This window comes from Acutalibacter intestini (assembly GCF_034334985.1).
Classification (GTDB): Bacteria; Bacillota; Clostridia; order Oscillospirales; family Acutalibacteraceae; genus Acutalibacter; species Acutalibacter intestini.
This window is the reverse complement of sequence record NZ_JAWXXL010000027.1, coordinates 22,133-47,403: the sequence shown is the minus strand read 5'-3', so window position 1 is coordinate 47,403 and position 25,271 is coordinate 22,133. Positions and strand designations below refer to the sequence as shown.

Genomic DNA, 25,271 nt, shown 5'->3' with positions numbered 1-25,271 from the left:
GCTGAGAAAAACAGCTTGGAGCAACAGTTGGCTCAACTTGACAATGCACAGCAGGAAAAGGAGAATGCAGAGTCCCGGCTGGATGAAATTTTTACTATCCTGGATGGGCTGGAGAATCATCCAATGATGTATGATGACAGACTGGTACGGCAGGTGCTGGAGTGCGTGGTGGTGGAGTCGAAGGAAAGGATTAAGGTAATATTTGTGGGAGGGTTGGAGGTTGAGCAGACGATACCAAACTAACGTGAGAGTTCAGATACGCACACCGATTGGGCGAAAATATCTTTTTGGTCGTGCGTTCACAAAAAAGCCAGGAATCATGCGGGTTCCGGGCTTTTTCTTTTTTCTTTCTATCAGCAGTTTCGGGGCTTTCTATCATTTTTCTATCACACCTACAGCGTCGCATGCGGTTGATTCAGCGCTTTTTCCATAGCTGCCGCCATGTCCAGCTTAGAATTTTTATCGACATGGGCATAAAAGTTTAGCGTGGTGGAGGCACTGCCGTGGCCCAGCCATTGTTGCACTTGGACAATGGAGAAGCCCATGTTCAGAAGATTGCTGGCCGCGCTGTGACGGAGGTCATGCAGGCGTATGTTCGGCAGGCTACTTTTGGCGATGATGTTGTGGAAGGTGCGGGTCAGATAGTTGGGCGATATCACGTTTCCGTCGGGCCAGGTGCATACATAGTCATTCTGTATGTACCCGGCACCCAAGGCCCCTTGCAGGCGCTCCTGATGGTGTTTTTGAGCCTTTAGGAGAGCGTACACGCTGTCCGTCATGGGCAGGGTGCGGTAGCTGCTGTTAGTCTTAGGTGTGTCCACATAATCGCCGTTTGCGCCCTGCTGGAGCGTCTCCGTGACTGTTATGGTGCGGTTCTCAAAGTCGATATGCTCCCACTTCAGTCCCAGTACCTCGCTGCGCCTGAAGCCATACACAGCGCATAAATTGACCGGCAGCTCCACCACATTCCCGATGAACAGGGCCAGCATAGTGTCTATTTCAGACGGGTTTAAGAAACTGGCATTGTAGCGCTCCACTTTGGGCTTTCTCGCCGCACTGGCTGGGTTAAACTGGATCAGGCCATCGTGTATGGCGTCGCTCAGGGCCTTGGAAATCACCTGATGATGGTGCCGGATAGACATGGCTGACAGCGTACCCTTGCCGTTCTGCTTGCTCCCCGGTTGCTGCTTGGACTGATAGTAAGCGTCCAAATCAGTGGGTTTTAACTCCTGCAGGAGAACCGGGTGCTCTTTGAAATACGGCACAATGTGGTTTGCCACCATGGCCTGATAGGTTCGGTAGGTGTTGGGTTTGATGTTCACCCCTGCCCGCTTGACCCAGCGCTCCAAATAGCCCGCAAAGGTCAGTTGGCAGTAGGGCACATTCTTTCCTTCCCACTCATCTATCAAATCGTGCAAAATCTTCTCTGCGTTGCGCTTGTTCCCACGCTGGGGCAGATCAGTAGAGAACCACTTCGGCCTGCGCTTTCCGCTTTCGTCATAGAGGTTCAACACGGCATAATATTTGCCGCCTTTTGTTGTTACAAAGCCCGTGATTGCCATTTATTTGCTCCTTTCGAGGCTCACACGCGCTTTACCTGATAGACTCATTGTAGCAGGTTTTGCGCCTGTATTCAAGCCCAAGAAATCGATCACGCTGGCTTTGGGGATGATATACTTTTTGCCTACCCGTATCGTGGCAATGGCCCCGCTTTGTAGCAGGCCATAAGCGGCATTCCTGCCGATGTGGAGCATGGATTGCAGGTCATCAACGGTTATCACATCTGAATAACCGGAAAACATCGTGTTATTCATGGCATCTCCCTCCTTTTTATATCACGATTCACTCTGCAAACTCTGTTCTATTTTCTCCACCAAGCCCTCCAAAGCAGAAGTCACGGTGGCTACTCTTTTTTTCACGAATTCAAATTGTTTTTCCGAAATTTGTGGGAAGATCGCTACGCACTCCGGTTCGTCGTACCAGGCGAAATCCCTATGAAAATTGTCAATCAGGCCGTCCAGGGCAATTAAAAACATATCTGGGGTGCAGGAGCAGTCCTTGTCTGGATTTTTGAGGTCGGCCACAGATTCCTCAAAAGTGTGATAGATTTTGTTTCCTACGGAGTAGGGCTTGTACTCGTCTACAGAGTTTATCTCTCCGGTCACTAGCTGCGTGGCAGCGTCCTCCTGCTGTTCTGGTTCCAGGCGGGAGAGTTTGAGGGCGTTCGTTTTGGTGACTTTCGTATGCGAATCGCGAATGATTTCTTTTGTAGTCGGGGTCAGGTTTTTGGCTGTCTGTATCTGTATTTCCACGGTTCGGGAGGACACCCCCAATTTATCAGCGGCGTCCTGCGCAAAGGATTTCGCCTTTAAAACCGAAGAATTTTCGTTTTTAGCGGTTTGCCCATTGCGCATACCCTGTTTGGTTTCCGGGTGAAGAATTTCGTAAATCTCTTTGCGGCGTAGAAGCAGGTTGCCAAAGTCAATAATAGACAGATTTTTGCGCACAAAGTTCTCGTCTATCTCGGCAAGCTCGGCCTGCAAGCCCTGTAAATCCCTAACAATACATTCGATTTCTGTCCAGCCCAGCAGCTTGGCTGCTTCCAGACGGTGACGGCCAGCTATAAGGGTGTTGTCCTGGTTGATGGTGATAGGGTTTAGCAGGCCCAATTCAGCTATACTTTTAGCCAGGTTTTCTACGTCCTCTGGTTCGGTTGTGCGCCTGCCGGGGTTCAGCTTGATATTGTTAATGGGGATACGCATAAGCTATCCTCCCTCCGTTTTTTGTCTTTTTTGATTCCTAGCGGCACCCGGGAATCTGCAGAAATCATCAGGCGGCGGTCTGCGAAACCGCTCCATAGGTGTTGCACCTCCCCGCTTTCTTTGTGGCCGGGCCGCGAGTTACGTAAGTATCTTTGACCCTGTGTGCTGTCGTCGCCTAGGCGGGAGCAGCCCGCCCTTTGCAGTTGGATTTGTCGCTCGCCCCTTTGGGTGTCATGGCGCTCCAAATTGTTCGGCTTTGCTTTTGGCGTACACACAGGAATGTGCCTGATGAGTGCCTGTTCTGTTTTCAAGGTTCGCTTCACAAGCTTTGTTCAACGATATAATTTTAGCATAATGGCATGAGATTTTTTAGGCTCTTGTAGCTCCGCTTTTTCCACGAAAAGCGGAGCTAGTAGTTCAGGGTGTGATGTCATCCAGACAGGACAAGATAATTTTAACAGACATCATGCCCCTTGAAAACGTCCTTGTAGGGGTACTTTTGGCTGTTTTTGTACCCCTCTTTGGGGTAGTAGCAGAAGTGACATCTATATTTTAGGGCAAGCAAAAACGCCGCACAAAGTCGATGCAGCCATGGTAATACCATAACTGCCTTGACTTGTACGGCGCTTGACAATCTTTACTGGATTTCTCGTAGACTCTCCGTTTGCCCGTTTATAGGTTGTATCGTTTCTCTATTCCATTATCAGTGCTGACGTTAGGCCGAATGAAAAGATTTCAGCCGGTCAATGTCAATCTGATAAATCTCTTCCAGACTGGTCTTAGGCTCCCACCCCAACTGTCTGATTTTACTGATATCCTGCTGAAGCTTTCGACGAGGCAAGAAGCCCATGGCGGCTGTATCGACCGCCTGGTCGAAAATAATCTTACGTTCTGGGGCAAATTTGGCAAAAAGAGTATTGGCCATATCCTTTACAGTCATAAAAGTGTCTGGGTTGGTGGCGTTATAGGCATGGCCCTTTTTCCCCTTGAAAAGAACCGTAAAAATGGCCGCAATAGCGTCCAGGGAATAGAGAACGCACTTTTTTGTCATGCCGTCTGATTTCATGTGTAAGTCAGCGCCCTCAACTATACAGTTCAAAATTTCATTGGACACATTGCCCCATGTCCACTTTTGAAATAACCCTTGGATAGTAGACAATCTAATAATTTTGGCATCTATGCACGATTTTTCCGCTGCAACATAACATAAAAATTCGCAGACCTTTTTGGCCAATGGATAGCAGCTTCTTAATTTCAGGCTGTCAATTGCGCCGATATCATCTTCTTTGACAGGAAGTTCTGTTTTGGGGAGACCATAAACCTCTTCTGATGACATATAAAGAACACTTGTCCGCTCCCTCGCCGCTAGGCTAAGCATTTTTTCCATACCATCTACATTTACATGAAAAGTGTCAAGTGGATAATCCTTATGAAAATTGCCTGTAGTAGGGGAAGCCGCATGAATGAGATAGTCTAGTTTATACCCTGCCACAGCGTCCTCTTCTTCGCCAAAGGTACAGTATGTTATGTACTGGCTGTTTTTTCCTGGGTTTCGTGTAGACGCAATGATATTTGCGTTGCAGCCATGCAGTTCATTCTCCAACAGTATCCACTTCATAATGCCAGTACCAATAAGCCCGCCCGCGCCTGTGATGAGAAACGTCTTGTCCTGCAAATTTTCCCGAAAGTCGAACATTTCCATATAGCGCAGAATCTCACGGCGCTCTATCTCCGTAATATGCATGAGTTTCTCCTCTCTATCTGTCCAACAAACCGGTTATATCCTCAACGATCTGTTCCTTTGTCAGTCTGTCTCTTTCCATCAGAGCTGCCGGGCTATAGCTCACGGGGATGTCCATGCCAAAACCCTTACACAGCACTTTTATAGGGCTCGTCCCATAAAATTGTGCGATTTTCGAGCCAAACCCACCGCTCAAAATGCCGTCTTCCAGCGTGACAACCAGGTCATGACCTTCTTCCAAGCTGGCCAAGGTTTCAGCGTCCAGCCCTGTAATGAAGCGTGGGTTAATCAGCGTTGGCCGTATATCCGTGCGTTCTTCCAACAAAGCGGCTACAGATTCTCCCAACTGATAAAACCCACCCAAAGCCAGTATAGCCACTTGGTTCCCCCGCTGGGTAACTCTATACTGCACTTGGCTGTAATCTGTATCTACCAGCTCGGATGTATGGAATACACCATGCCACGGCACCCGGATCGCCACTGGGCCCTGCCGCTGTTCGATGCTCCAATCCAGCATGGCCATATACTCTTCTTTATTGGTGGGGGCCAGGTAAGTCAAGCCAGGGATATTTCCCAGCAGGGCCATGTCCAGCAAGCCCACATGGGTAACATTGGTGTGCCCCAAAACAGACGCATGGGTGACAATCATGGTAGCTGGGCAGCGGTTGATGCAAAGCTCCTGCTCAATCTGATCATAAGCACGCTGGTAGAAAGTAGAATGGGTTGCGAAAATAGGTTTTCCACCATTTTGCGCTATGCCTGCTATCATGGATATTGCGTGCTGTTCCGCTATGCCAACATCGACATACTGCTTCCCAGCCTTTTTCCGGCGCTTTTCATTAAACCCCGCACAAAGTGCTGTTGCAGCTGCTACCATAACTACCTGGGGGTCTCTCCCTATTTTTTGCAATAGAAATTCTCCTGCAATGTTCCCATAGTTTTCTGTTGGCCCCAGCCGGGTGCATTTCCCTGTTTCTATGTCAAACGGGCGCGCCCAGTGCCAGCTTTCAGTGTCTTGTTCTGCCGGGACATATCCTTTTCCTTTTTGTGTTTTGACATGGACGACCACAGAGCGGTCCATGCCTTTTACTTTTTGAAGCGATTCAATGATCCGGTCAATACAATGCCCCTTTTCTACCAGGGAATACTCAAATCCCAAAGTGCGGAAAAAGTTTTCCTTCGCACCATTTCCCAGCCTTTCCAGTTCCCGCAGATGGTGGCTTAAACTTCCAACATTTTTGTCAATGGACGTATCATTATCATTAACAATAACAATGATTCCTCTATCCAACTCACTGGCAAAATTTAACCCTTCAAAGGCTTCGCCGCCATCCAAAGAGCCGTCCCCGATTACAGCAATGACGTTTTCTTTTCCGCCGTGCAAATCCCTCGCCTTTGCCAAGCCGCAGGCCAGGCTGATGGATGTGGAGGTGTGGCCCACGTGGAATAAATCGTGACGGCTCTCCGCGGGATTTGTAAAGCCAGTCACAGTATTATAAGAGCAGGGGTCAAGGTAGGCAAGGTTCCGCCCGGTCAGCATTTTATGGCAGTAGCTTTGATGGGATACGTCAAAAACGATCTTATCTGTGGGCGAATCGAATACATAGTGAAGGGCTATGGTCAACTCTACTGTGCCAAGGTTGGAAGCCAAATGGCCCCCGCATTGGCTGATTTTTGTAATGAGGGCTTGGCGCATTTCTTTTGCCAGCTCTTCCAGCTCGGCTATAGCCAGCTTTTTTACATCGGACGGGCTTTCTATTTTTTCCAAGTACATGGCGGCAACTCCTTTATGGTGGCATTTTATACCCAATTTTTGTTGATAATGGGGGATTGCTCGATGGGCTTCCCCTCTTCCATGTCCTTAATCTGTTTTACCCGCAGCGCATGGTGCAGGCCGGCAAACTCAGCCTGCAGGAAAATGCCTACCCGCCGTTCCACCTCCTCATAGGCCATGTGGTTTTGGCCAAAAGCGATGACATTTGCGTCGTTATGCTCCCGCATAAGCCTTGTCACCTCGTCATCATACCCCATGCCGCACAAGACGCCTTTAACCTTGTTGGCGGCCATGACCATGCCTGTCCCGGTAGCGCAAATCAATACCCCGTACCGGCACTTTCCAGCCGCTACCAGGGCCCCCACTTTTGAAGCGAACACGGGGCTGTCACAGGGGACAGCCTCATGGGTCCCCACGTCTTCAATCTCATGCCCGGCTTTTTCCAGGTATTGGATAAGCCTCGTCTTGTATTCCAACCCTCTGCGGTCGCTGCCTATAGCGATTTTCATAAGCCTTCCTCCTTGTTTGATTACTGCCGCAGCCAATCGGGCCGCTTTGTGTGCAGCAGCGCCATAAAAATATCGATGTCCTCAGTAGTGGTCAGCTTCAAGTTCTTCTCAGATCCTATGGACAGATACACTTTCCGCCCCAACTCCACGTACAAGGAACAGGAGGCAATGGAGTTGGAAATACCTTTCGCAGTGGCCTCTTTGTGCACATCCAAAATCTCGTTTAGGAAAAAAGTCTGCGGTGTTTGGGTTGTCTTAAGGTTATCCCTTGGCACTTGGTCGACTGCCGACAGGGAATCCTCGGTCTTCAGCATGACGGAGGTACAGGGTACAACCGTTATAGCATTGCCGTACTTCCGGCAAACACGGATGTTATCCGATATAATGTCCGCACTTACCATGGGACGGATGGCGTCATGTATCAGAACGATATCCTCTGGGGAATTATGCCGTGTTGCCAGGTCATACAAACCATTGCGGATAGAATCCTGCCCATTTGGACCGCCGTTGACAATGTTCTCTATTTTCGTGATACCAAACTGCTTGGCATAGGCCCGCAAAATGTCATGCCAGCCTTCTAGGCATACCACCTCGATGGCATCAATATTGGGATGGTTCTGAAAGGCCTCCAGTGTATAAATGATTACGGGTTTATCATATACATTCAAAAACTGTTTGGGTATGTCCTGATTCATTCTCGCGCCGACACCGCCAGCTATAATCAAAGCTATGTTCATTTTGTCTTCCTTCTGCCTTATATGGCGTAACAAACTGTGTCGGCAGCAGAATTTGCATATTGCCGGATGTAAAGTTTATAATCTGGATTCAACTCCAAAATCAATTTTGGAACCTCTACCACATCGTGGTCAGAGTGGTAAATACAAATCGCCAGTTTAGGCTTATGAGTCTTGATAGTTTTCGCTGCACCCTGCAAAGCCAGACATTCCATACCTTCTATATCCATTTTGATATATGTTACTGGTTGCCCATCGAAAATATCATCAAGGGAATCAACATTTACGATCGTATTTCCATTTTCATCAATCCGGGAACCCATGTTTCCCAATGAATTAAAGTGTAAAATATCTTTTTTGCCACCCACGCCAAGGTTAAAACAATGCACTTTGTCCAAGCCGTGAGTGTTATCCCTAAGCTTCGAATAGCTTATGGGGTCAGGTTCAAAGGCATATATTTTTTCATATTTGCCTTCGGTCGCCCCTATGAAATCTCGAATGCTGTCACCCGTATATGCGCCTGCATCAGCAAAAATCTCATGGTCATGCAAAAAAGTGAAACCCCCAAGTTTTTGTGGAAAATATTGCTCACGAATCGGCAAAATGATATCTTTAATAATTTCCGGGTCATGGTTCACTCTATAATGCACCATAGCCTCATAGGTATCACGCGATTTTTCATCCTGCAAGGAAGAGTAAACCCTTTCCAGGTCATCCCTCGCCCCAACAAAATAGGAAGAATTATCATCACAGTCAAAATACATATCCAATGTATAAATATTTTGCGGCGGGATAGATAAGCCTTTCAATTGCGTTGTCAATGTTTGCGCATGATTTTGGATGATAATCAACGCGTTATATGCCGCATAAAGGTTTGGTAAATCGTTGGGGCTGATAACTCTTTTCCCCCACCAAGTTGTTCCCCAGGTAGAGGGAGTGTTACTGCAAACATACTCCACGGGGACTGTTAGGTTTTGCAGAAATCTTTTATCAATCGTGCTTTGCTTTCCTATTAACACTAAGGGCAGTTGGGAACTATTTATTTCTTGATATACACTTTCCTTTTTCCTGCTCCAAACTTTGCTTTCATTAAAATAGAATTTCACCTTATTTCCTCCCAATTATGTATAACTTCTGCAAAAGTCCTTCTACAATTATTTCAGGCGTTTCTTCTTTGTCATTTTCTATCACTACATCAGGCGTCTGTGGCTCATCCCACGGCAGATCCACACCAACAACCTGTTTTGCGCCTGGGGAATAAAGCCCTTTCTGGTTGCGTTTGTATAATGTTTCCATGCCGACCTTTATATAGATTTCCCGGTAGTTTTCGATATTTTCCCGGCACCAGGCCCGCACATCCCCATACATGGCAATGCCGCAATAAACACAGTCAATGCCTTGATCCGCCACTTTTTTACATCGTCGGAACATTTCATATGCCCCGTTCCTCCGGGCCTCCGTAGAATAGTCCTTCTCTGCTGTGGTGTTCTCACTTTTCCGCATCGCATCGCCATCAAACAAGACAGCATCCGGTTTTATCTCTTTCAGCTTTCTGTAAAACATCCCGCCAATGGTAGTCTTGCCCGCCCCTGCGAGCCCTGTAAAAAAGTAAACTGTGCCTTTTTCCATGCGTCGTCTTCTCCTTAATGGTAAACCGGCGCTTCCAGCAGCGCGGGGTCCAGCTCCAGCTTGGGCATCATGTACAGCGGTTGGCCATTCTTGTTGACAAAGCGCAGCCCTTTCATCAAAACATCTACATTCTTACTACGCTTTTCCTGCAAACTGTCCATATAATTCTCCAACATCCGCTCCTGCACGTTCTTTTCAATTTCATCTGTAACAGGGTGGTTATCTTTGGAGACCTTAGCATCACGGAAAATAGCTCTCCAGCTTTCGCGGATATAGTAGTTTACTGTATCAAATCCATTAATCCATTTTTTTACTATCTGTTCATCTACTATCATGTCATCATAATAATTAAAATCATACCCGTAATATTCGTAAGCATCCCGCAGAAAGTATTCAATAAATTTCCGCTCGTTGTCGTTCACATAATCATCATAGGTTCGATATAAAGTCTGCGTATCAAAGCCATATACTCGCTTGCCATATATACCCTCCAATGTTCTTGTACTTTCATCATCTCCATATGTACTTTTCCCGTACTCTGAACAGTACGTCATACTCTCCGTATAAGGCAAATCTAGAAAAGCGGCCAGCGCCGTAAAGGTGGCCTTTGGATTCAATTTCCCATCTTCAAACCGCACCAACACACTATCATGGTACAGCCTATCCTCTGGGTCTATCATGAAACTGCGGTTAAGCACTCGCTCAAACACTGCATCGCTGACAACAGACTTCTTTTCTTCTGGGTTCTTTTCAAACTCTTTTTGGCTTTTCAGGGCAGAGTTATACATAAATTTTACAGTGGCGCCATGGCTTGTGGTAAACCGGCGCATAGGCGTGAAAGCTTTGATATATTTGAAATTCTGGAACAATGGAGATTTGCGCACGATTTCATAGTTTGCCGCATATAAGACTGCACGATCTTTTTCATCTACAGACAACGAATAGGATATATTAGAGAAGTGGGGCTGAAAGAACACGGCTGGTACAATCCGCGCCGCCTTATCCAATCCGGCTGCGGCCATTTCACTTTCCATAAACAAGGCCACAAAAATATCTTTATCGGTGCGATCCTTCATGTTATATATTTCTTCTATCATGCGAGGCGAACAGCCGTTGACCAATTTCAGAGCTTCCTTTAGGCTTCCTATTTTGGCAAATCCTTTACGAACGTCCTCAATTTTGCTTTCTACATTATCCATCATCATGGAGGGCATACATAGCAGGTTGGGATGTGCGTCGAAGATTTCGTTGAAGAAGTCGCCGCCGTTGTGGGTGGACAGCTGGGTGTGCCAGATCAGCCGCGTCACCTCGCGGATGCGCACGGGCTGCAGGGTCATCTGGCTGTAGTCGATGCCGAACCTCTCTTTGAAATCGATGGGGTATTGGCTTTTTTCGTCCTCAAATAAAAACACGAATTTCCGGCTGTCCAACAAGGGTTTTAAGTTTAAGCAGGCCAGGTAGGAGCAGAAAACCGGCCAGCTGCTGTAGTATAAATATACATGGTTCTCCCGGGCTACGTCCTCGCTTTTGCGGACGTTGTCCCGCAGGTATTCCAGCTCATATTGGGAAAAAACATCTTCAGCGAAGATGGGGTTTTCTAAATCATGAAAGAAATTGTGTGCGATTACTGTGTCACGGAAGTTGATGTAGTCTCCAAAACGCTTTTCTTGTACATCGTAGGGCGTGTAGCTGGTATCGTCATAGGGGTAAAAGCGCAGGGGCAGGTCTTCAAATTTGGGGAAATCGCTGCGGAAAATGTAGGGATATTTTGATAAATACTTGCAGTTCCGGTCATAGCGGGACTTCATTACCCGCAGGTTGGGCGTGTAAAAGGCCTCGTCCATAATCTCTAAAATGTTGTCGCGGAAGACGCCGCGGTTGTATAAATCTCTAAAAATCGTGTAGGAAAACTTATAATCTTCCCCTTTTCCAAACTGCAGGATGTAGGCCGCGGCCTCCATCTCGGTGGTGGGGTCTGCGCCGACGCTCTCTTCCAGGGCCATCTTGTAGGCCCGTACGGCGCTTTCCGGTTCATTTAATTGCGCAAGCCGTTGTGCAATCTCGATAGGTTTCATAGGGTTCCCTCTCATAACCCCACACAAAAAGGGGACGGGCACCTGCCCGCCCCCTCGGTTCGTGCGTGGGTAAATTTGCGTCAGAACAACAATTAGCCGAGGAGCTGCAGTACGCCCTGGGGCACAGCATTGGCCTGGGCCAGCATGGCCTGCGCGCTCTGGATGAGGATGTTGTTCTTGGTGTAAGCCATCATTTCCTCGGCAACGTCGGTGTCGCGGATGGTGGACTCGGCGTCCTGGATGTTCTCGGCCATGACGCTCAGGTTGTTGGCGGTGTGCTCCAAACGGTTCTGGGTTGCGCCCAGGTCGCCGCGGACACCGGAAACGTAGTTGATGGCATCGCGGATGGTCTTGATGGAATTCTGGGCACCCGTGATGCTGCTGATATCCACACTGTCGATGTTCATGCCGGAAGTGTGCATGTCACCAATCTTCACGCTCAGCTGGTTGTAGGGGTCGCTGGTGTCGCCGATCTGCAGGGTCAAGGAGCCAGCCGCGCCGCCGCCGGTGCTCATATACACAAGGGCGTCAATCTTCGCATTGCTGTCCAACTGTTTAGCCGTGTCAGTACTGCTGTAAAAACCAGCTTTCTCATGCAGGTCGATTATATTGTCTGCGCCAGCAGAAATATGGAAAGCAGAGTTAGTGCCTGCCCTGGTGATTGCGTCCGCAAAAGCGTTTAAATTTTTTGCGTCGCTTTTGAAGTTGCCATCAGAGTCGATCAAATCCTTGATGCCGATTTTGCCGCTGGCAGAACTGGCAACATTTTTAGTTTTGTCCACTTCTAATGTGACAGTTCCAATGGTCAGCTTACCGCCGGCTATCATCTGCTTCACCATGTCTTCAGTCAATTGGAACTGTGCATGGGCCATTTTGTCCGGAGTCCCCTTAACGCCATCCTGGACATTCTGCGTTTTGCAGGTAAAGTATTTGTCGGCGCCAAGAGTCGCGTCGCCGACTATAGATGCCGTGACATCCATAGACGACTGGAAGTCCACTACACCGTTTGCCGCATTATTGGTGCCAGAGGCCTTATAAGCGAAGCTTATTATTCCAGTACTAGCACCTGCAATATCGAAGTCAACGCTGCCAATCGTCACCGCAGTAGCCGTTGCAGACAGAGTAACCATAGATGCTTTAATTTGCGCACCCTTTGCTATCGTAGCACTAGCCGTTGCTGTAAGCGCAATAGTAGCGCCGCCGACTTTCACATTGATGGTAAATGTACCGTTAGCGTTAATTTGACTCGCCGCTGTCAAACCATCAAAAATCTGAGAGATGTCAATTGTAAAGCCAGGCTCCTGTTCCGTGACGCCCTTCGTGTGAAGCTGGTTGTGAGCGGCGTCAACCAAAGTTTGTTTCTGTGCCGCCATAGTGCCACTGCCAGCCAGAGAGCCGTCCAGCAGCTTGATGCCGTTGAAGTTGGCGCTGTCGGCAATACGGTTGATTTCGGTCTTCAGGGCGTCCACTTCTTTTTGCAGGTTCTTACGGTCAACGTCGTTGTCGTAAGTGCCGTTGGCAGACTGGGTAGCCAGGTAATCCATGCGGTTGAGCATGTCCTGGATTTCCTGCATGGCGCCTTCAGCGGTCTTCACCAGGCTGATGCCGTCCTTCACGTTCTTGGAAGCAGCGTTCAAGCCGGTGATCTGGGCACGCATCTTCTCGGAAATAGCCAGGCCAGCGGCGTCGTCACCGGCGCGGTTGATTTTGTAGCCGGAGCTGAGCTTTTCCAGGTTCTTGGACAGAGCGGAAGTGTTGGTGTTGTAGTTGCGATAAGCGTTCATCGCCATAATGTTGTGTTGAATACGCATAATTTTGTCTCCTTAAAATTATTTTTTGCGTTTTGGACTGGCCCACGTTCATCGTGGGGTTTTGCGCATTTTGCCAGAGTGATCGGTTCTGTCGGATGCGCTGTATATTTCAACCGATTCCGGAATCGGCAGAAACCAAAATTATCTATCGCTTCGCGTTGCGCCGCTGTTCCGACGCACGTTTATAATCACTGTCGTGAAGCCCCTCTGGGCGGCTACCTGTTTGCTCGAACAGCTTGCCGCGCAGGATAGGCAAATCCCGCGGCGCGTCTATGGCGACCTCAATGGAATTGCCCCGGTCTTGGAAGACCTGCACGGTGATGTCCTCGCCGATGGTTAAATATTCACCAGATTTTAATCGTAAAGATAACATGTTGGGCTCCTTCCCAATTTGTTTAGTCGCGAACCTCCGCGTTCTCCACCCGCCGCACCGCGTCATAAAACGTGGTGGCGGCCATGCCGCAGCGCTCTGCCGCTTCTTTCATCTTCAATTTGTGGCTGCGCCACAACCTGCGGGATTCCTCGAAATTCTCCGGCAGCGGCTTACGATGGTTTACGCTGACCGGCTCCCCCAGCCTGCGCACGGCGTCGTAAAAAGTGCTTTCCGGCAAGCCGCAATGCTTAGCGGCGTCTTTCAGATTCAACTCCCGCTTAAGCCACAGCTGCCGGGCCTCCTCGAAATTGTCGGGCAGCGGCTTGGATTTCCTCCCAAAGCTGACTCCTTTGGCTTTTGCCTTGGCGATGCCCTCGGCCTGCTTTTTGCGTCGTTCCTCGCGGATGGCCTGTTTGGTAGCGGAAAGGAAAAGCTCGGAAACGAAAGCGCTGAGCAATTCCTGGCTGTTGGCAGGGGCCTGCTCGTTTAAATCCAAGACGATTTCTTCTGCCAGGTCATGAAGGTGCAGCCGGAGCTTTTCCTCCATCTCCTGCTGCGAAAGCGGGCGGCTTCCTATGCCGCCGATGGCATCGAAATTGAGTACAGACACGGGCTGTCACTCCCCTCGCAAACCGTAAATTTACAGGTTTACGAAGTGAAGTTTTTTCGGATTTGGGCTTATCTTTTTTGCAAATATGCCGATACTCATGATGTAAGACACAAAATAGGGCACCAAAAAGCCCATCGGTTATTTGTACATTTCCGAAGTGCCTTTATTTTTGCGGATTGCTTTCATCCATATCAGTCCTTTTCACCGTGTCATAGAAGGTTGTGTCGGGCATCCCGCAGGCTTGCGCGGCTTGGTGCAGGGTGAGTTCCTTCCGCTTCCACGCGCAGCGGACAGCCCAGAAATTCTCCGGCAAGGGCCGGGGCGGCCTGCCAAAGCGTACCCCTCTGGCTTTAGCGGCAGCGATTCCCTCGGCCTGGCGCTGGCGGATGTTGTCCCGCTCGCTTTCCGCCACAAAGGAGAGGATTTGCAGCACTAGGTCGGCAATAAAGGTCCCCATCAGGTCTTTTGCCGTGCGGGTGTCCAGCAGCGGCATGTCTATTACGCAGATGTCAACGCCTTTTTCTTTGGTGAGGATGCGCCACTGCTCTTGGACTTCTTTGTAATTGCGGCCCAGCCGGTCGATGCTTTTTATGTAGAGCAGGTCGTTCCGGCGCAGCTTTTTTACCATTTTCATATAGTTGGGCCGCGCAAAATCCTTGCCGGACTGCTTATCCAGATAGATGTTCTTCCGGGGCACTGCCAGCCTGTCCATGGCGATTTGCTGCCTGTCCTCGTTCTGTTCTGTGCTGGAAACCCGGATGTAGCCGTATATGTTCATTTTTTCACACTCCCTTTCCCATGAGTTTACACGAAAGCAGGCAAACAAAAAAGCACTGGGCCGTTTCCGCGCGTCAGTGCTTTTTTGTTATTCAGTTGTCTGCGAATTCCCCTCCAAACCATCACCTGCTACCGCGTTCTCAATGCGCTGGATAGCATCCCGCAGCCATACCACGTTCTTATAGTATGCGGCCTCATCCACCAGCCCTGTGGCGTTGGCCATAAACGCGACCTGGTTCAGATTATTGCCAATCTCACACAGTTCTCGCCTCATGGCGTGGTAGTCAGCGGGCGGGGTTTCCCTGGGCTTGTAGCCGTGGAACAGCTGCCGTATGTAAGCGGACTTGCTCAGCCCGCATTTTCGCGCCCGGCGTTCTAACAGCTTGAAGTCCTTCTCGTTCAATCTCATGTCAAACTTTCTTTGTCTTTCCAAAAAATCATCCTCTCATTTTCAATTTTAAGGGTTGCAAGGGATTCTCCCTTGTCCGGGCATTTGTCTGCACACTTGTCCGCACAAGGGTCTGCACAAATGCGATGCTGGCTCGTGCTCTGAACGCCGTTTTTTCGGCGCTCAGAATTTTTGGCCCTTCGGGCCTATTTTCTTCGCAAACTGCGCTAAAATGACGTCCATATTCATGCTGAGTAAACAAAAATTGCGGACATAAATGAGAGATTCCCCCTTTCTATATTTCCTTGCCTTCACTCTCCCCGTCTTCTGGAAGGCAGGAAGGAAGAAGGTCTTTATTCTCAAGTTCTTTATTATTAAGTTCTATAGATGAAAGATTTTTAACGTCCAGAAGTTCAGTTTCTTGACTACTGGAAATCAAATCTTCTGACTTGCGGACGTTAACCACCAGCGGCTTTTGACCGTCAGAATCCACGGAAGTGAAATCCTTTATGTAAATTCTCGTTGGCTTCCCCTGGCCTTGGTGTACTTTTTTAATCAGCCCAATATCAGCTAATTGTTTCGTGAATTTGATTACCGTTGGGTGTGAACGCTGTAGGTCTTTTTCCATCTGTTCGACCGTGTAAATGATGAAAAGCCTCCCGCTTTCATCTGTGAATTTATCCTCATGCTGGGCGGATAAACTGGCTCTTTCCAGCATTTTGGCGAACAAGATAATTGCTCCATAGTCAAGCCTGGAGAAAATCGGGTTCTCCAGAAGTTCTTTTGGAACAGACAGATAGCGGTAGCCTTTAGCAGGCCGGGGACACATATATTCCAGTTCAAATTTGCCCATGAGATCATCTCCTTTATGGATAAAACTGCATAAAAAAGCCCTGATAATGGCTGTTATCAGGGCACAGGCAATATCTAATTATTAAAATCAGGTAAAAGCGTGTTGGAAGCCTTCTATCAAGTTTTTTGTTTTTATCTATCAATTTTTCTATCAGATGTGCAGGAAATTTGCAGATTCAGAACGGCAGTTGGAATTGAAAAGTGTCAAAAGCCCAGGTTTTAAGCCATTTTCCAGTATCTCATAACAATTGGTAAAACTCCTTGAAATGAGATAAAATTGTTATTACCGTTCTCCAAAACCGCGTGCCGAGGGTTCGAATCCTTCTGCCCCTACTGCAACAACCGCCTGACCGTCAACTATCGCCCTGATACGCCGCCGCCAGAGAAGTGGCTTCGGTTCCTGTCGGAGTTGCTGTACCCGGAGGACATCCCCACTTTGCAGGAGTACCTGGGCTACTGCCTGCTCCCCACCACCAAAGGCCAGAAGATGCTGATGCTCATTGGCAAAGGCGGCGAGGGCAAGAGCCGGATCGGGCTGGTGATGCGCTCCATCTTCGGAGACAGCATGAACACCACCAGCATCCAGAAAGTGGAGAACAATCGGTTCAGCCGCGCCGACCTGGAAAGCAAGCTGCTGATGGTGGACGATGACATGGACATGAGCGCCCTGCCCAAGACCAACTATATCAAATCCATCGTGACCTCGGAGTGCAAGATGGATATGGAGCGCAAGGGCGTCCAGAGCTATCAGAGCCAGCTTTATGTGCGGTTCCTCTGCTTCGGCAACGGGGCCTTGACCGCCCTCCATGACAGGTCTGATGGTTTCTTTCGCCGCCAGATTGTTTTGACTACGAGGGACAGACCGGCAGGGCGGACGGATGACCCGTTCCTCTCTGAAAAGCTGATCAACGAGCGCGAGGGGATATTTCTCTGGTGTCTGGATGGGCTTCACCGCCTGCTGGTAAACAATTATCGGTTCACCATCAGTGACCGGGCCAGGGAGAATATCTCTGTTGTGGTCCGGGAGGCCAACAACATTGTGGATTTCCTGACCTCTAATGGCTATGTCCAGTTCAAAGCGGACAGCGAGGCCGCTACCCGTGACCTCTACGCCGCCTATAAGGTCTGGTGCGAGGACAACGCCGAGAACCCGCTTTCCCCCAAGAGCTTTTCCGGCTTTATTGCCCAGAACGCCGATGCCTACCGGCTGGAGGCGACTAACAACGTGTATATCGGCAGCGGCAAGCGGTGTCGGGGCCACCTGGGAATTGAGGTTTTAATAAGACCAACTGCTTTATAAAAAAGAAATGAAATTATCTGTACGTGCGTACAGGCGTACACGGCAGACCGTCTCTGTACTGATGTACGTATGTACGGATAGTTTTGCGTTTGCCTTTATCTTTTTTATAGGCGGTCACGCTGGCCTGTCCCTAAAAAGCTGGGTGCAATTTAATCCTTGTGATTTTCGTGAAAAAGGTTGTTCAGCAGTGAACGGATTACACCTGTTGGTGATTTACCGAACCGTGTAGCCCCTCTACGAAAAAGCGAGGAAATCCACTGTTCCGGCAGAGGTCATGTAAAGCCGTGAAGTGGATATAGGCCCCTTATGACCTGGGTTTCATCATAGCAAATCTGAGCGGAAATTACAACTGCGAAAATCCTCATCATTCCGTAAAAGTGGTTTTCGGAACACAACATCAAATTCATCAGAAAGTGAGGAAAAAACTTTGAAATCCGATATGAGGAACGAGATCAAGGCGTACATTGTGCGCCAGGGGATGACCATGCAGGAGGTAGTCGATGCGCTGGGCTACGACATTCAGTGGGTCAGGCGCAAGGTTGACTGACCCAACAGACTACGAATTATGGAGGTACTTTATTGAACGATTTTGAAAACTATGTGTACGAACCCATTGACCTGTGCGCCTGCTATGAGCCGATGTTCGATGCGCCCGCCGATTTTATTGAGGACTGGTACAGAGAGCATGGGCTGAGAAACCCCTTCTCCTGCAAAGTGACGCGCAAAATCGGTAACACCTGGTATATCATTGAGACGGAGTGCGCCGGGGATGAACCGCTCCCCGGCATGATGCGCCGCCTGATTTTTTCAGATAAGGGGGCGGTTTGATGTCGACAAAACGGGAAGATCATGCTATCATAGAGCCATGCACTATGGTACTGTCAGCTGACCCACAGAAGAAAAGGGAAGACAACGTGGATCAGCAGAAAATCACGATTTTGTACTGCCGTTTGAGCAACGAGGATTTGGTGGATGGGGAGTCAAACTCGATTGCGAATCAGAGAAGCATCCTCAGCAGCTACGCCGCTTCCCACGGTTTCACGAATACCAGGGTGCTGGTAGATGACGGGTACACCGGGACGAACTTCAATCGCCCCGGTGTCCAGGAGGGACTTGCCTTGGTGGAGCAGGGCTTGGTTGGCACCTGGATTGTCAAAGACATGAGCCGTTTCGGGCGCGACTACTTGCAGGTGGGCCGGTATACGGAGATCGTTTTTCCAAGCTACGATGTACGCTTCATCGCTGTCAATGACGGGGTGGACAGCGCCAGAGGAACGGACGATTTTACGCCAATCCGCAACGTATTTAACGATTTTTTTTCCGAATTATATAATGTTCCTCTCAAAAATCCAAAGGGATTTTTGACTATCTCTTTATAAGTTCTTAAATGCCGCTAAGTCTTGATTTTTCAAGGGTTCGCGGCATTTTTACTGTCGGGGGAAGCTCACATATACTCTTAAAAGTTTTTAGGTTTTCGCTCTCAAAGGTAGTACGAAAGTAGTAAAAACTCGTCCTGCCTATGCCGCCAGACGCTCCATTTCTGCCTTTGCGGAATCGTAGGTCGCATGGGCGTAATAGTTCAGCGTCATCGTGATGTTGGCGTGTCCCATGATATACTGCAACGCCTTGGGGTTCATGCCTGCATTTGCTAACCGTGTGCAGAACGTGTGTCTGAGGATGTGGGGCGTGATGTTCGGAAGCTGCTCTTTGTTCTGCTTGTTGTACTTCTTTACAAGCCCTTTCAGCATACTGTCGTAGTTCGCTGACACCTTGGGCATCCCGTCATTTTTGAGGAACAGGAAGTTTTTATAGCCCTCTACACTGAACGGGGCGGCATTGCCCCGATTCTTCAGCACACGCTTCAACGCTTGGTAGACTTCCTCGCTCATGGGAATCTGCCGTATGCCGTTCTTGGTCTTTGGCGTTTCGATATAGTAGCCGATGTCGGCATCCCGCAAAAGCTGATGGTCTACATTGATTTGGCGGTTTTTGAAGTCCAGAGCTGTGGTCAGACCACAAAACTCTGAAATTCTAAGTCCAGTGCCGAGCAGGATGATTACCTCGTCACGGTATTTCCTATATACCGTATCCTGCTCCATGAATGCCAAAAGGCTTTCTTCCTGCTTCGCTGTTAATGCCGCCTTGCGTTCCCTGTCGTCCTCGATGACCGTATCAAGGGCGAAGTTAAAGGGGTTCTTGCGGATGCAGTCATCCTCGATGGCGGTGTAGAACGCCGCCTTGAGGGAGCGTTTGAAATTGCTGATGGTCTGGAAAGCGAAACCTTTCTCGCTCATCCGTATCGCCCATTCCTTTGCGTCCGACTGCTTCACGACATCAATGCTTTTCATGCCGAAAGGGTCATCCTGCAACAAGCCCATGAGGTAGTCACGCCCTTTTTTCGTGCCGTGCTTTACATTCTTCCGAAGTCCATTCTGCTTTGCGTAGAGCTGGCATACGGTCATTTTCTTGCCGATGGTGTCGATGCCGTCCTCCAAGTCCCTGCTGATTTCCTTTATCTTGTCCCTCAGAGCAGGAAGCTCCCGCTTGCCCGCAGGGGTCTTGTCTGTGGCTACCAGTTTCCATGAGTACACAAACTGCGGCTTGCCGAGTGCGTCTATATATTTGTATGCGTATCTCCCGTCTTTTCTCTGGCTCTCTCCAGTCCTCAGTATCCGTCCTTTGTTGTCACGTCTCTTTTCTGACATAGTGTGAAGCTCCTTTCCGTTCTGGAACGAGCCTTGATACGACATACCTCTATTATACCGATATTTCAGCTCGTTGCAACTATATGACTTCCATAGAATCAATCATTTTTTCAAACTGCTTCCGCTTAATCTGCACACGGTTTCCGTTCATAATCAGCCAGTTGGCGTTGGGGTGTTCGTCCGCTAACTGGCGGAGCTTCTTTTCCCCGATGCGGAAATACTTTGCAGCTTCCTCGATGGTGAGGGTGTATTTCTCCCAGATGGGAACCTCTGCGTAGTTCATAAAACCTCCTGTCAAAAAAATAAGCCTGTGCGGAGTAGGCACAAGCATCACTTAGGGTTGCTGTTCTGTTGCCGCCGCCTTTGCCGCCAGGTCTATGCTGACGGCGAGGGAGCGGTTGAGCTTTGGCAGGATGCTTTCGGGGAGCCTGCCGATGTAGTTCTCTAACCTCCGCTTGTCTATGGTGCGGATTTGCTCTGCAAGGATGAGGGAGTTCTTGTCAAGCCCCTCGAAGCTGCCTACCTCGGTATGTGTGGGCAGCTTTGCCTTTGTATGCACTCGGCTCGTGATTGGCACAATGATGACGGTGGGGCTGTGGGTGTTCCCTATGTCGTTAGAAACGATGAGTACGGGTCGTCTGCCGTCCTGCTCCGAGCCGACAATGGGATTTAGGTCTGCGTAGAAGGTGTCCCCACGCTTGATAGTCCTTTCCATTATGTGTTTGACCTCCTATCTGGATTTAGGCAGGAGATTCCTGCCTATGTAGCAGCCAGATACAAAGGAGTGTTTAAGGTCGGCGGGGCATCAAAACAAAGCCCTGTTTCCATAGACCGCCCTGCATCTGGCTTGATATGATAGGAGCATTTCTATTTGTCCCCGACACCCCGAAATGCGGATGCGTGTTTACGCAAGGGAAGTCACCAAACGGTCAGCAGCGAACTGACGCCACGGGAATCGCACCCCAACTGTCGGTCTGACAGAGCCGCCCTCATTGCCTGCGGCGGATTGGCTACCGCTCGGACTGTGACTGGACGGGAGTATCATTGTCCTCTTTGTGGGTCATGGCGAAATCGGGGGCTGCCCGATATTTTGAGTCGGTAATTTCCGCTCACCACCTTTCATCGCTTCTGCTTTTTCGGCAGGTCATGGCGTACCGCTGCACACGCTTTTGCTCATCACAATCACAAAGAGAATGTATTTGGTGAATGGGTATTCAGTTGTCAAGGAGCTGCGGGAAGCCCATAGAAAAGCCCCCTCACTTTTCCAAAGGAAAAAATGAGGGGGCTATGCACGGAAAATTTAATTTTCCAAAAGTTTTTTGAGCTTTTGCAGGATTTTCATGATGTGCCTGCTGACGCTGGACTGGTTAATCCCATAGATACGGCTTAACTCAACCTGCGATTTGCCCTCATAGAAATGCTGTTGTATGAGCTTCCGTTCTTCTTCCGACAGCAGTGTAAGGGAAGGTTTCAGCTTGTCCAACATCATTCTGCGGACAACGGTTTTCCTGCCTGCATTTCGGGCAGTAAAGAGGATAGTTTTTCAAAATGGTATCCTCTCTAATTCTATTACGGGTTTTGCTGCCACAAGCAGGACAGCGCACCCATTCTGTCTTTTTTCTATTTACATACATAATCAGACTATTTTTCTTGCTTTTCTTCTGCTAACTTTGTACCCTGCATAACTTAATCCATAGGCAATCAGAAAAGTAATGATATTGCCTATCAGTTCTGTAACGGGATCGGATTTTTGGATACCTACATACATTTCTGTACTTGCTATTTCAATGTCATCTATATTTCCCTTTTCCTTTGCGTTCTCTGAACTTTCGCCTCCAATGGTTTTATCACCACCATATATTTCCTCGCCCTCTGAAATAAGTCCCTGTTCAAGCATATACTCATATGCCTTTTTATCCAATTCGTCGTATAGTTCATCCATTAGTTCATCATTTGGAGTTTTTGGGGAATTATCTGGTAATTCACTTTCTTCTATACTACTCAAGTCATTTCCTGCCACAAGTACAATAATCTGGCTTGTTCCCCATGATATAAGAGTAAGAATAAGTGCTATGCAGATTCCATATTTCCAATTCCATTTTATCCGATACCCTATGATGAAGGAAATGGCAGCAATACATATGATTGGAACGACAAGCACCAATGCCGTAAATAACTGCAAATTTCTCACACAATAGGTTACAGCAACATAGTTAATTAACAAGAGAACACATGTCGCAGCAAAAATTGATATTATCACAAATGTAAATTTACCGATTTTCAAGCAGAGCGGCGCGGGTACACCCGTGCCGCTAAGTCCAAAAGAGGTGTTACCGCTTTTGGACTGCGTTAACTATACTTGAAAGGAGTGTGCCGCCATCCATCCAATATCTTTATGGGGCCGGCTGCAAAGCCTGGGGGAACTGGGCTGCGCCGACCCTGCCATACTGCCCAAAATCCTCCAAACCTGGGGGAACACCCCCGCCTCCTATTTTTTCCCCAAGGCGGAGCAGTGGGAGCGGATGCAGCGGATTCTCGGCCTGGCTCCGGCCTATGACCCTTCTCAACAACTGCCACCATTGCCTGTACTTGGGCGGCCAAGACGTGGAAACCGCCCGGTACAGGGGGGGCAAGGCCAACCGCAGCGTGGGCACCATGCTGCTCTCACGCTGCGGGATTGACCTCGCTCCGTACCTGACAGACGCGGCCTTTCGCGGCCTACTGGACTTCAGCACGCCCTCGCCCTTGAACATCCTGAGCAGCGCCGTGGTGGAGACCGCCGCCATGTGCCTGATTGCCAAGGCTGCGCGGAGGGCACAGGCCGCACCAGCGGCCCATCTAAAGCCCGTCCTGCTCCAATCTTTCAGGAAGAGCGCTACACGCTGCAAGGCGGGTGGAAGTTTGCCGTTGTGGGCGGAGACTATTCTGTATCGTTTCCTGGACTTGCCTAAGCAGGAGCCGGTCTCCGTGTCCCACAAGGACTTTGAGCAATGGCTGGCGGCTGGATTCGTCCGGCCTGTGCCTGCCGCAGCCCCGGCGTAATGTACCATGATGGTGTAATCTGAGGCTTTCTTGACGTGAAATACTGGCATTGTATTCACATCCCCTTTCCTTGTAATTCATAATTTAGATTGAAAGGACTCTCATTTTCTGCTATACTATCAGTACCATAGGAGGTGAGCATTTTGAGCGATATCGGCAAAAGAATGGGAACACTCCGGGAGGGCATCGGGCTATCTCAAGCCAAGTTCGGAAAAATTGATGGCCCCCCAGGCTACCATGAACCGATACGAAACAGGCTGCTCTGCCGCTCCCATCAAAGTGCGGATCTGGTATGCGCGGATTACTTCGATGTCTCGATGATTATATCTGCTGCTGCACTGAAAAGCTCCAGGGCAAGCTGTACGAGTGCAAGCCCCAAATTTGGGAAGAGGATCGGGCCATGAGGCGGTTTGTGGAAAGGTGCTTTGACCCCGCCTCACCCATGTATGACCGCTTGAAAAGGCCATCATTGAACTGTTGGAGAGGGTGAAAGAGTGAACATTGTCATTTACGCCCGATATTCTAGCCACAGCCAGACGGAGCAGTCCATCAAGGGCTAGCTTCAAACTTGCTACGAGTTTGCCAAGAACCATGGATATATTGTGATTGGCGAATATATCCACTGGGCACAGAGCGGCACAACAGACAGTCGGGCCGAGTTCCAGCGTGAGATTGCCGACAGCGGCAAGCACATTTTTGAGGGCATGCTTGTCTATCAGCTTGACCGCTTCGCCGGGAACTGCTATGACAGCGCCATCAACAAAGCAAAACGGAAAAAGAACGGTGTCCAGGGGATCCCCGCCAGTGAAAATATCGGTGACAAAGCCAGCGGCATTTTGGTGGAAAGCGTGTTGAAGAGCAATGGCCGAATACTAACTCAGCGGAGCCGTCTTAGAAGATACGGCGGGGCATGGACATCCACAAGGGACTGTTTTTTATGAAAACCAAATCGAAACATAACTATCTCGTCTGTGAACAGAAAATGATCTACGCCCTGCTTATGATCAGCGCCGGGATGATGGGCGCCTACACCTACGTCCTGCGGGGCGGAGTGTTCTGCAACGCACAGACCGCCAATGTGGTGGTCATGGCCATCAACTTCGGCAAAGGCGATTGGCTGGGCGGGCTGTACTTTTTGATCCCCATCTCCGCGTATCTATTGGGCGCGTTCGTGTCGGAGATTTTGCCCTCGCCGGTAAAACGGCTGGGGCTTCTGCGCTGGGACACCTACCTGATTATTTTTGAAACGGCGGTGCTGTTCCTCCTAGGTTTCATCCCGCTGTCCATGCCCCATCAGGTGGTGCAGGTGATGGTCAACTTCATCGCATCCATGCAGTACAACACCTTCCGGCAGGCCGAGGGCATCCCCATGGCCACCACTTTCTGCACCAATCACATCCGGCAGATTGGAGTGGGTCTGGCGAAGGCCGTGCACAAAGGGGACAGCTTGGCCTTGCGCCGGGGGCTAATTCATGCCGGGATGGTCTTTGCGTTTTTCGCCGGGGCGGGGCTGCTGGCCTTTCTCTGCCCAATCCTGGCGGAGAAAGCCGTCTGGGTTACCATTGTGCCCATGGGCATCGTGCTGGTAAAGCTGATTCGCGCCGACCTGGGCGCTGAGCATGATATGCTCAGCCGGAAGCCCTCTGGCCACTAAGTGGTTACATGGCCATCACCGGATCCAGGTTTTTCTCCGGGAAAGGATGCGGGAGTTCCTCGTTCCAGCCCTTTTGCTGGGGGAAATGTGTGCTAACCGGTACGTCTCATTCCCCCGGCAACGCCTGCGCGATATGTTTGGCGGCCGTATATCCGCCCCCGTCATTGTCCAAGCAGACGACGGAGTTCCTCCAGCGGGGACACTTCCTCTAGGAAAGGCTGGATGGGAGCAATTCCTACACCGCACAGGGCAACGGCAGGAATTCTCCTGCCAGTTCTCCGGGTGCAGGCTGATGTAGGAGAGCATATCAATAGGCGCCTTGAGCACATATAACTGCGGCCCAGCGCCGGTATGGTGAAAGCGGTAGGCTTTCTCGCTGCCGCCAGGGTCTGCCGGAAACCGGAGGCGGTGAGCGTCCCTCGGATTATAGATGTGCTTCACCCGGCCATGTTGTCTTTGCCGACGAACACCGAGCTGTGTTCGTCGGCGTTTTCTTCAGACATCCCATAGAACTTCACAGCATCGCAGTCCTCCT

General features: G+C 49.5%; 29 protein-coding genes and 1 pseudogene. 8 read left to right on the top strand and 22 right to left on the bottom strand.

Annotation, left to right across the window (positions count from 1 at the left end; translation table 11 throughout):
* The coding region (locus U8U68_RS16185; protein ID WP_322202628.1) for a hypothetical protein at positions 1–243 on the top strand (243 nt) is incomplete at its 5' end.
* 149 nt (positions 244–392) lie between these two features.
* Here U8U68_RS16185 and U8U68_RS16180 read toward each other — a convergent pair.
* From U8U68_RS16180 to U8U68_RS16105, 16 genes are all read right to left on the bottom strand, one after another.
* A complete protein-coding gene (locus U8U68_RS16180) occupies positions 393–1,562 on the bottom strand; it encodes a tyrosine-type recombinase/integrase (protein WP_322202626.1) in 1,170 nt (389 codons plus the stop codon).
* Positions 1,563–1,814: a helix-turn-helix domain-containing protein gene (locus U8U68_RS16175; RefSeq protein WP_322202624.1), complete on the bottom strand. Its 252-nt coding sequence runs from the start codon at positions 1,812–1,814 to the stop codon at positions 1,563–1,565.
* A gap of 21 nt (positions 1,815–1,835) precedes the next feature.
* The gene (locus U8U68_RS16170) at positions 1,836–2,762 is read right to left on the bottom strand and encodes a ParB/RepB/Spo0J family partition protein (protein WP_322202622.1); all 927 of its coding nucleotides are present in this window, start codon (positions 2,760–2,762) and stop codon (positions 1,836–1,838) included.
* 715 nt (positions 2,763–3,477) lie between these two features.
* Positions 3,478–4,506, bottom strand: coding sequence for an NAD-dependent epimerase/dehydratase family protein (locus U8U68_RS16165; protein WP_322202620.1), 1,029 nt, complete (start codon positions 4,504–4,506; stop codon positions 3,478–3,480).
* 13 nt (positions 4,507–4,519) lie between these two features.
* Entirely contained in the window at positions 4,520–6,277 is a 1,758-nt protein-coding gene (locus U8U68_RS16160; RefSeq protein ID WP_322202618.1) for a 1-deoxy-D-xylulose-5-phosphate synthase, read from the bottom strand.
* A 26-nt stretch (positions 6,278–6,303) separates the two neighbouring features.
* Positions 6,304–6,786: an RpiB/LacA/LacB family sugar-phosphate isomerase gene (locus tag U8U68_RS16155; protein ID WP_322202616.1), complete on the bottom strand. Its 483-nt coding sequence runs from the start codon at positions 6,784–6,786 to the stop codon at positions 6,304–6,306.
* Positions 6,787–6,806: 20 nt separating this feature from the next.
* Positions 6,807–7,523, bottom strand: a complete 717-nt coding sequence (locus U8U68_RS16150; RefSeq protein ID WP_322202614.1) for an IspD/TarI family cytidylyltransferase — start codon at positions 7,521–7,523, stop codon at positions 6,807–6,809.
* A gap of 17 nt (positions 7,524–7,540) precedes the next feature.
* Complete coding sequence (locus tag U8U68_RS16145; protein WP_322202612.1) at positions 7,541–8,626, bottom strand: FkbM family methyltransferase; 1,086 nt, start codon at positions 8,624–8,626, stop codon at positions 7,541–7,543.
* Position 8,627: 1 nt separating this feature from the next.
* Positions 8,628–9,149: an adenylyl-sulfate kinase gene (locus tag U8U68_RS16140; RefSeq protein WP_322202610.1), complete on the bottom strand. Its 522-nt coding sequence runs from the start codon at positions 9,147–9,149 to the stop codon at positions 8,628–8,630.
* Positions 9,150–9,163: 14 nt separating this feature from the next.
* Complete coding sequence (locus tag U8U68_RS16135; RefSeq protein ID WP_322202609.1) at positions 9,164–11,224, bottom strand: hypothetical protein; 2,061 nt, start codon at positions 11,222–11,224, stop codon at positions 9,164–9,166.
* A gap of 92 nt (positions 11,225–11,316) precedes the next feature.
* Positions 11,317–13,035 (bottom strand): flagellin N-terminal helical domain-containing protein, encoded by a 1,719-nt coding sequence (locus U8U68_RS16130; RefSeq protein WP_322202607.1) that lies wholly within the window; start codon positions 13,033–13,035, stop codon positions 11,317–11,319.
* 145 nt (positions 13,036–13,180) lie between these two features.
* Positions 13,181–13,408 (bottom strand): carbon storage regulator, encoded by a 228-nt coding sequence (locus tag U8U68_RS16125; RefSeq protein ID WP_322202605.1) that lies wholly within the window; start codon positions 13,406–13,408, stop codon positions 13,181–13,183.
* Between the two features lie 22 nt (positions 13,409–13,430).
* Positions 13,431–14,018 (bottom strand): helix-turn-helix domain-containing protein, encoded by a 588-nt coding sequence (locus U8U68_RS16120; RefSeq protein ID WP_322202603.1) that lies wholly within the window; start codon positions 14,016–14,018, stop codon positions 13,431–13,433.
* 163 nt (positions 14,019–14,181) lie between these two features.
* Positions 14,182–14,796: a recombinase family protein gene (locus tag U8U68_RS16115; protein WP_160580023.1), complete on the bottom strand. Its 615-nt coding sequence runs from the start codon at positions 14,794–14,796 to the stop codon at positions 14,182–14,184.
* Positions 14,797–14,883: 87 nt separating this feature from the next.
* Positions 14,884–15,228 carry a plasmid mobilization protein gene (locus tag U8U68_RS16110; RefSeq protein WP_437124443.1) on the bottom strand — a complete coding sequence of 115 codons (345 nt, stop codon included), beginning with the start codon at positions 15,226–15,228 and terminating at the stop codon, positions 14,884–14,886.
* A gap of 250 nt (positions 15,229–15,478) precedes the next feature.
* Positions 15,479–16,036, bottom strand: a complete 558-nt coding sequence (locus tag U8U68_RS16105; RefSeq protein ID WP_322202599.1) for a replication initiator protein A — start codon at positions 16,034–16,036, stop codon at positions 15,479–15,481.
* Between the two features lie 276 nt (positions 16,037–16,312).
* Between U8U68_RS16105 and U8U68_RS16100 the strand changes: the two genes are divergently transcribed.
* The 3 genes and pseudogenes from U8U68_RS16100 to U8U68_RS16085 form a co-directional block, all read left to right on the top strand.
* Complete coding sequence (locus tag U8U68_RS16100; RefSeq protein ID WP_322202597.1) at positions 16,313–17,335, top strand: DNA primase family protein; 1,023 nt, start codon at positions 16,313–16,315, stop codon at positions 17,333–17,335.
* A 579-nt stretch (positions 17,336–17,914) separates the two neighbouring features.
* Positions 17,915–18,163 carry a hypothetical protein gene (locus U8U68_RS16090; protein WP_322202595.1) on the top strand — a complete coding sequence of 83 codons (249 nt, stop codon included), beginning with the start codon at positions 17,915–17,917 and terminating at the stop codon, positions 18,161–18,163.
* 44 nt (positions 18,164–18,207) lie between these two features.
* A pseudogene (locus U8U68_RS16085) lies at positions 18,208–18,651 on the top strand (recombinase family protein); the annotation flags it as partial.
* Between the two features lie 201 nt (positions 18,652–18,852).
* Here U8U68_RS16085 and U8U68_RS16080 read toward each other — a convergent pair.
* From U8U68_RS16080 to U8U68_RS16055, 6 genes are all read right to left on the bottom strand, one after another.
* Positions 18,853–20,040: a site-specific integrase gene (locus U8U68_RS16080; RefSeq protein ID WP_322202593.1), complete on the bottom strand. Its 1,188-nt coding sequence runs from the start codon at positions 20,038–20,040 to the stop codon at positions 18,853–18,855.
* A 79-nt stretch (positions 20,041–20,119) separates the two neighbouring features.
* The gene (locus tag U8U68_RS16075) at positions 20,120–20,323 is read right to left on the bottom strand and encodes an excisionase (protein WP_178819310.1); all 204 of its coding nucleotides are present in this window, start codon (positions 20,321–20,323) and stop codon (positions 20,120–20,122) included.
* 51 nt (positions 20,324–20,374) lie between these two features.
* Complete coding sequence (locus tag U8U68_RS16070) at positions 20,375–20,755, bottom strand: type II toxin-antitoxin system PemK/MazF family toxin (RefSeq protein WP_322202590.1); 381 nt, start codon at positions 20,753–20,755, stop codon at positions 20,375–20,377.
* 585 nt (positions 20,756–21,340) lie between these two features.
* Positions 21,341–21,526: a sigma-70 family RNA polymerase sigma factor gene (locus U8U68_RS16065; protein ID WP_322202632.1), complete on the bottom strand. Its 186-nt coding sequence runs from the start codon at positions 21,524–21,526 to the stop codon at positions 21,341–21,343.
* On the bottom strand, positions 21,450–21,674 hold the full coding sequence (locus U8U68_RS22690) for a cysteine-rich KTR domain-containing protein (RefSeq protein ID WP_322202588.1): 225 nt from the start codon (positions 21,672–21,674) through the stop codon (positions 21,450–21,452). Before U8U68_RS22690 ends, U8U68_RS16065 begins: the two co-directional genes overlap by 77 nt.
* Before the next feature lie 2 nt (positions 21,675–21,676).
* The gene (locus U8U68_RS16055; RefSeq protein ID WP_322202586.1) at positions 21,677–22,264 is read right to left on the bottom strand and encodes a hypothetical protein; all 588 of its coding nucleotides are present in this window, start codon (positions 22,262–22,264) and stop codon (positions 21,677–21,679) included.
* Between the two features lie 329 nt (positions 22,265–22,593).
* Here U8U68_RS16055 and U8U68_RS16050 point away from each other — a divergent pair, with 329 nt between their 5' ends.
* The 4 genes from U8U68_RS16050 to U8U68_RS16035 all read left to right on the top strand — a co-directional run bounded on the left by U8U68_RS16050 (position 22,594) and on the right by U8U68_RS16035 (position 24,736).
* Positions 22,594–23,082, top strand: coding sequence for a hypothetical protein (locus U8U68_RS16050; RefSeq protein ID WP_322202584.1), 489 nt, complete (start codon positions 22,594–22,596; stop codon positions 23,080–23,082).
* A 143-nt stretch (positions 23,083–23,225) separates the two neighbouring features.
* A complete protein-coding gene (locus tag U8U68_RS16045) occupies positions 23,226–23,486 on the top strand; it encodes a hypothetical protein (protein ID WP_322202582.1) in 261 nt (86 codons plus the stop codon).
* 198 nt (positions 23,487–23,684) lie between these two features.
* The gene (locus U8U68_RS16040; RefSeq protein ID WP_322202580.1) at positions 23,685–24,023 is read left to right on the top strand and encodes a recombinase family protein; all 339 of its coding nucleotides are present in this window, start codon (positions 23,685–23,687) and stop codon (positions 24,021–24,023) included.
* Positions 24,020–24,736 carry a YoaK family protein gene (locus U8U68_RS16035; protein ID WP_322202578.1) on the top strand — a complete coding sequence of 239 codons (717 nt, stop codon included), beginning with the start codon at positions 24,020–24,022 and terminating at the stop codon, positions 24,734–24,736. Before U8U68_RS16040 ends, U8U68_RS16035 begins: the two co-directional genes overlap by 4 nt.
* Positions 24,737–25,271 lie beyond the last annotated feature (535 nt).

Excerpts from the sequence above, each read along its gene's own strand:
- U8U68_RS16180 (WP_322202626.1), bottom strand. The coding sequence starts at position 1,562 with ATGGCAATCACGGGCTTTGTAACAACAAAAGGCGGCAAATATTATGCC.
- U8U68_RS16175 (WP_322202624.1), bottom strand. The coding sequence starts at position 1,814 with ATGAATAACACGATGTTTTCCGGTTATTCAGATGTGATAACCGTTGAT.
- U8U68_RS16170 (WP_322202622.1), bottom strand. The coding sequence starts at position 2,762 with ATGCGTATCCCCATTAACAATATCAAGCTGAACCCCGGCAGGCGCACA.
- U8U68_RS16165 (WP_322202620.1), bottom strand. The coding sequence starts at position 4,506 with ATGCATATTACGGAGATAGAGCGCCGTGAGATTCTGCGCTATATGGAA.
- U8U68_RS16160 (WP_322202618.1), bottom strand. The coding sequence starts at position 6,277 with ATGTACTTGGAAAAAATAGAAAGCCCGTCCGATGTAAAAAAGCTGGCT.
- U8U68_RS16155 (WP_322202616.1), bottom strand. The coding sequence starts at position 6,786 with ATGAAAATCGCTATAGGCAGCGACCGCAGAGGGTTGGAATACAAGACG.
- U8U68_RS16150 (WP_322202614.1), bottom strand. The coding sequence starts at position 7,523 with ATGAACATAGCTTTGATTATAGCTGGCGGTGTCGGCGCGAGAATGAAT.
- U8U68_RS16140 (WP_322202610.1), bottom strand. The coding sequence starts at position 9,149 with ATGGAAAAAGGCACAGTTTACTTTTTTACAGGGCTCGCAGGGGCGGGC.
- U8U68_RS16135 (WP_322202609.1), bottom strand. The coding sequence starts at position 11,224 with ATGAAACCTATCGAGATTGCACAACGGCTTGCGCAATTAAATGAACCG.
- U8U68_RS16130 (WP_322202607.1), bottom strand. The coding sequence starts at position 13,035 with ATGCGTATTCAACACAACATTATGGCGATGAACGCTTATCGCAACTAC.
- U8U68_RS16125 (WP_322202605.1), bottom strand. The coding sequence starts at position 13,408 with ATGTTATCTTTACGATTAAAATCTGGTGAATATTTAACCATCGGCGAG.
- U8U68_RS16115 (WP_160580023.1), bottom strand. The coding sequence starts at position 14,796 with ATGAACATATACGGCTACATCCGGGTTTCCAGCACAGAACAGAACGAG.
- U8U68_RS16105 (WP_322202599.1), bottom strand. The coding sequence starts at position 16,036 with ATGGGCAAATTTGAACTGGAATATATGTGTCCCCGGCCTGCTAAAGGC.
- U8U68_RS16080 (WP_322202593.1), bottom strand. The coding sequence starts at position 20,040 with ATGTCAGAAAAGAGACGTGACAACAAAGGACGGATACTGAGGACTGGA.
- U8U68_RS16075 (WP_178819310.1), bottom strand. The coding sequence starts at position 20,323 with ATGAACTACGCAGAGGTTCCCATCTGGGAGAAATACACCCTCACCATC.
- U8U68_RS16070 (WP_322202590.1), bottom strand. The coding sequence starts at position 20,755 with ATGGAAAGGACTATCAAGCGTGGGGACACCTTCTACGCAGACCTAAAT.
- U8U68_RS16065 (WP_322202632.1), bottom strand. The coding sequence starts at position 21,526 with ATGTTGGACAAGCTGAAACCTTCCCTTACACTGCTGTCGGAAGAAGAA.
- U8U68_RS22690 (WP_322202588.1), bottom strand. The coding sequence starts at position 21,674 with ATGTATGTAAATAGAAAAAAGACAGAATGGGTGCGCTGTCCTGCTTGT.
- U8U68_RS16050 (WP_322202584.1), top strand. The coding sequence starts at position 22,594 with ATGACCCTTCTCAACAACTGCCACCATTGCCTGTACTTGGGCGGCCAA.
- U8U68_RS16035 (WP_322202578.1), top strand. The coding sequence starts at position 24,020 with ATGAAAACCAAATCGAAACATAACTATCTCGTCTGTGAACAGAAAATG.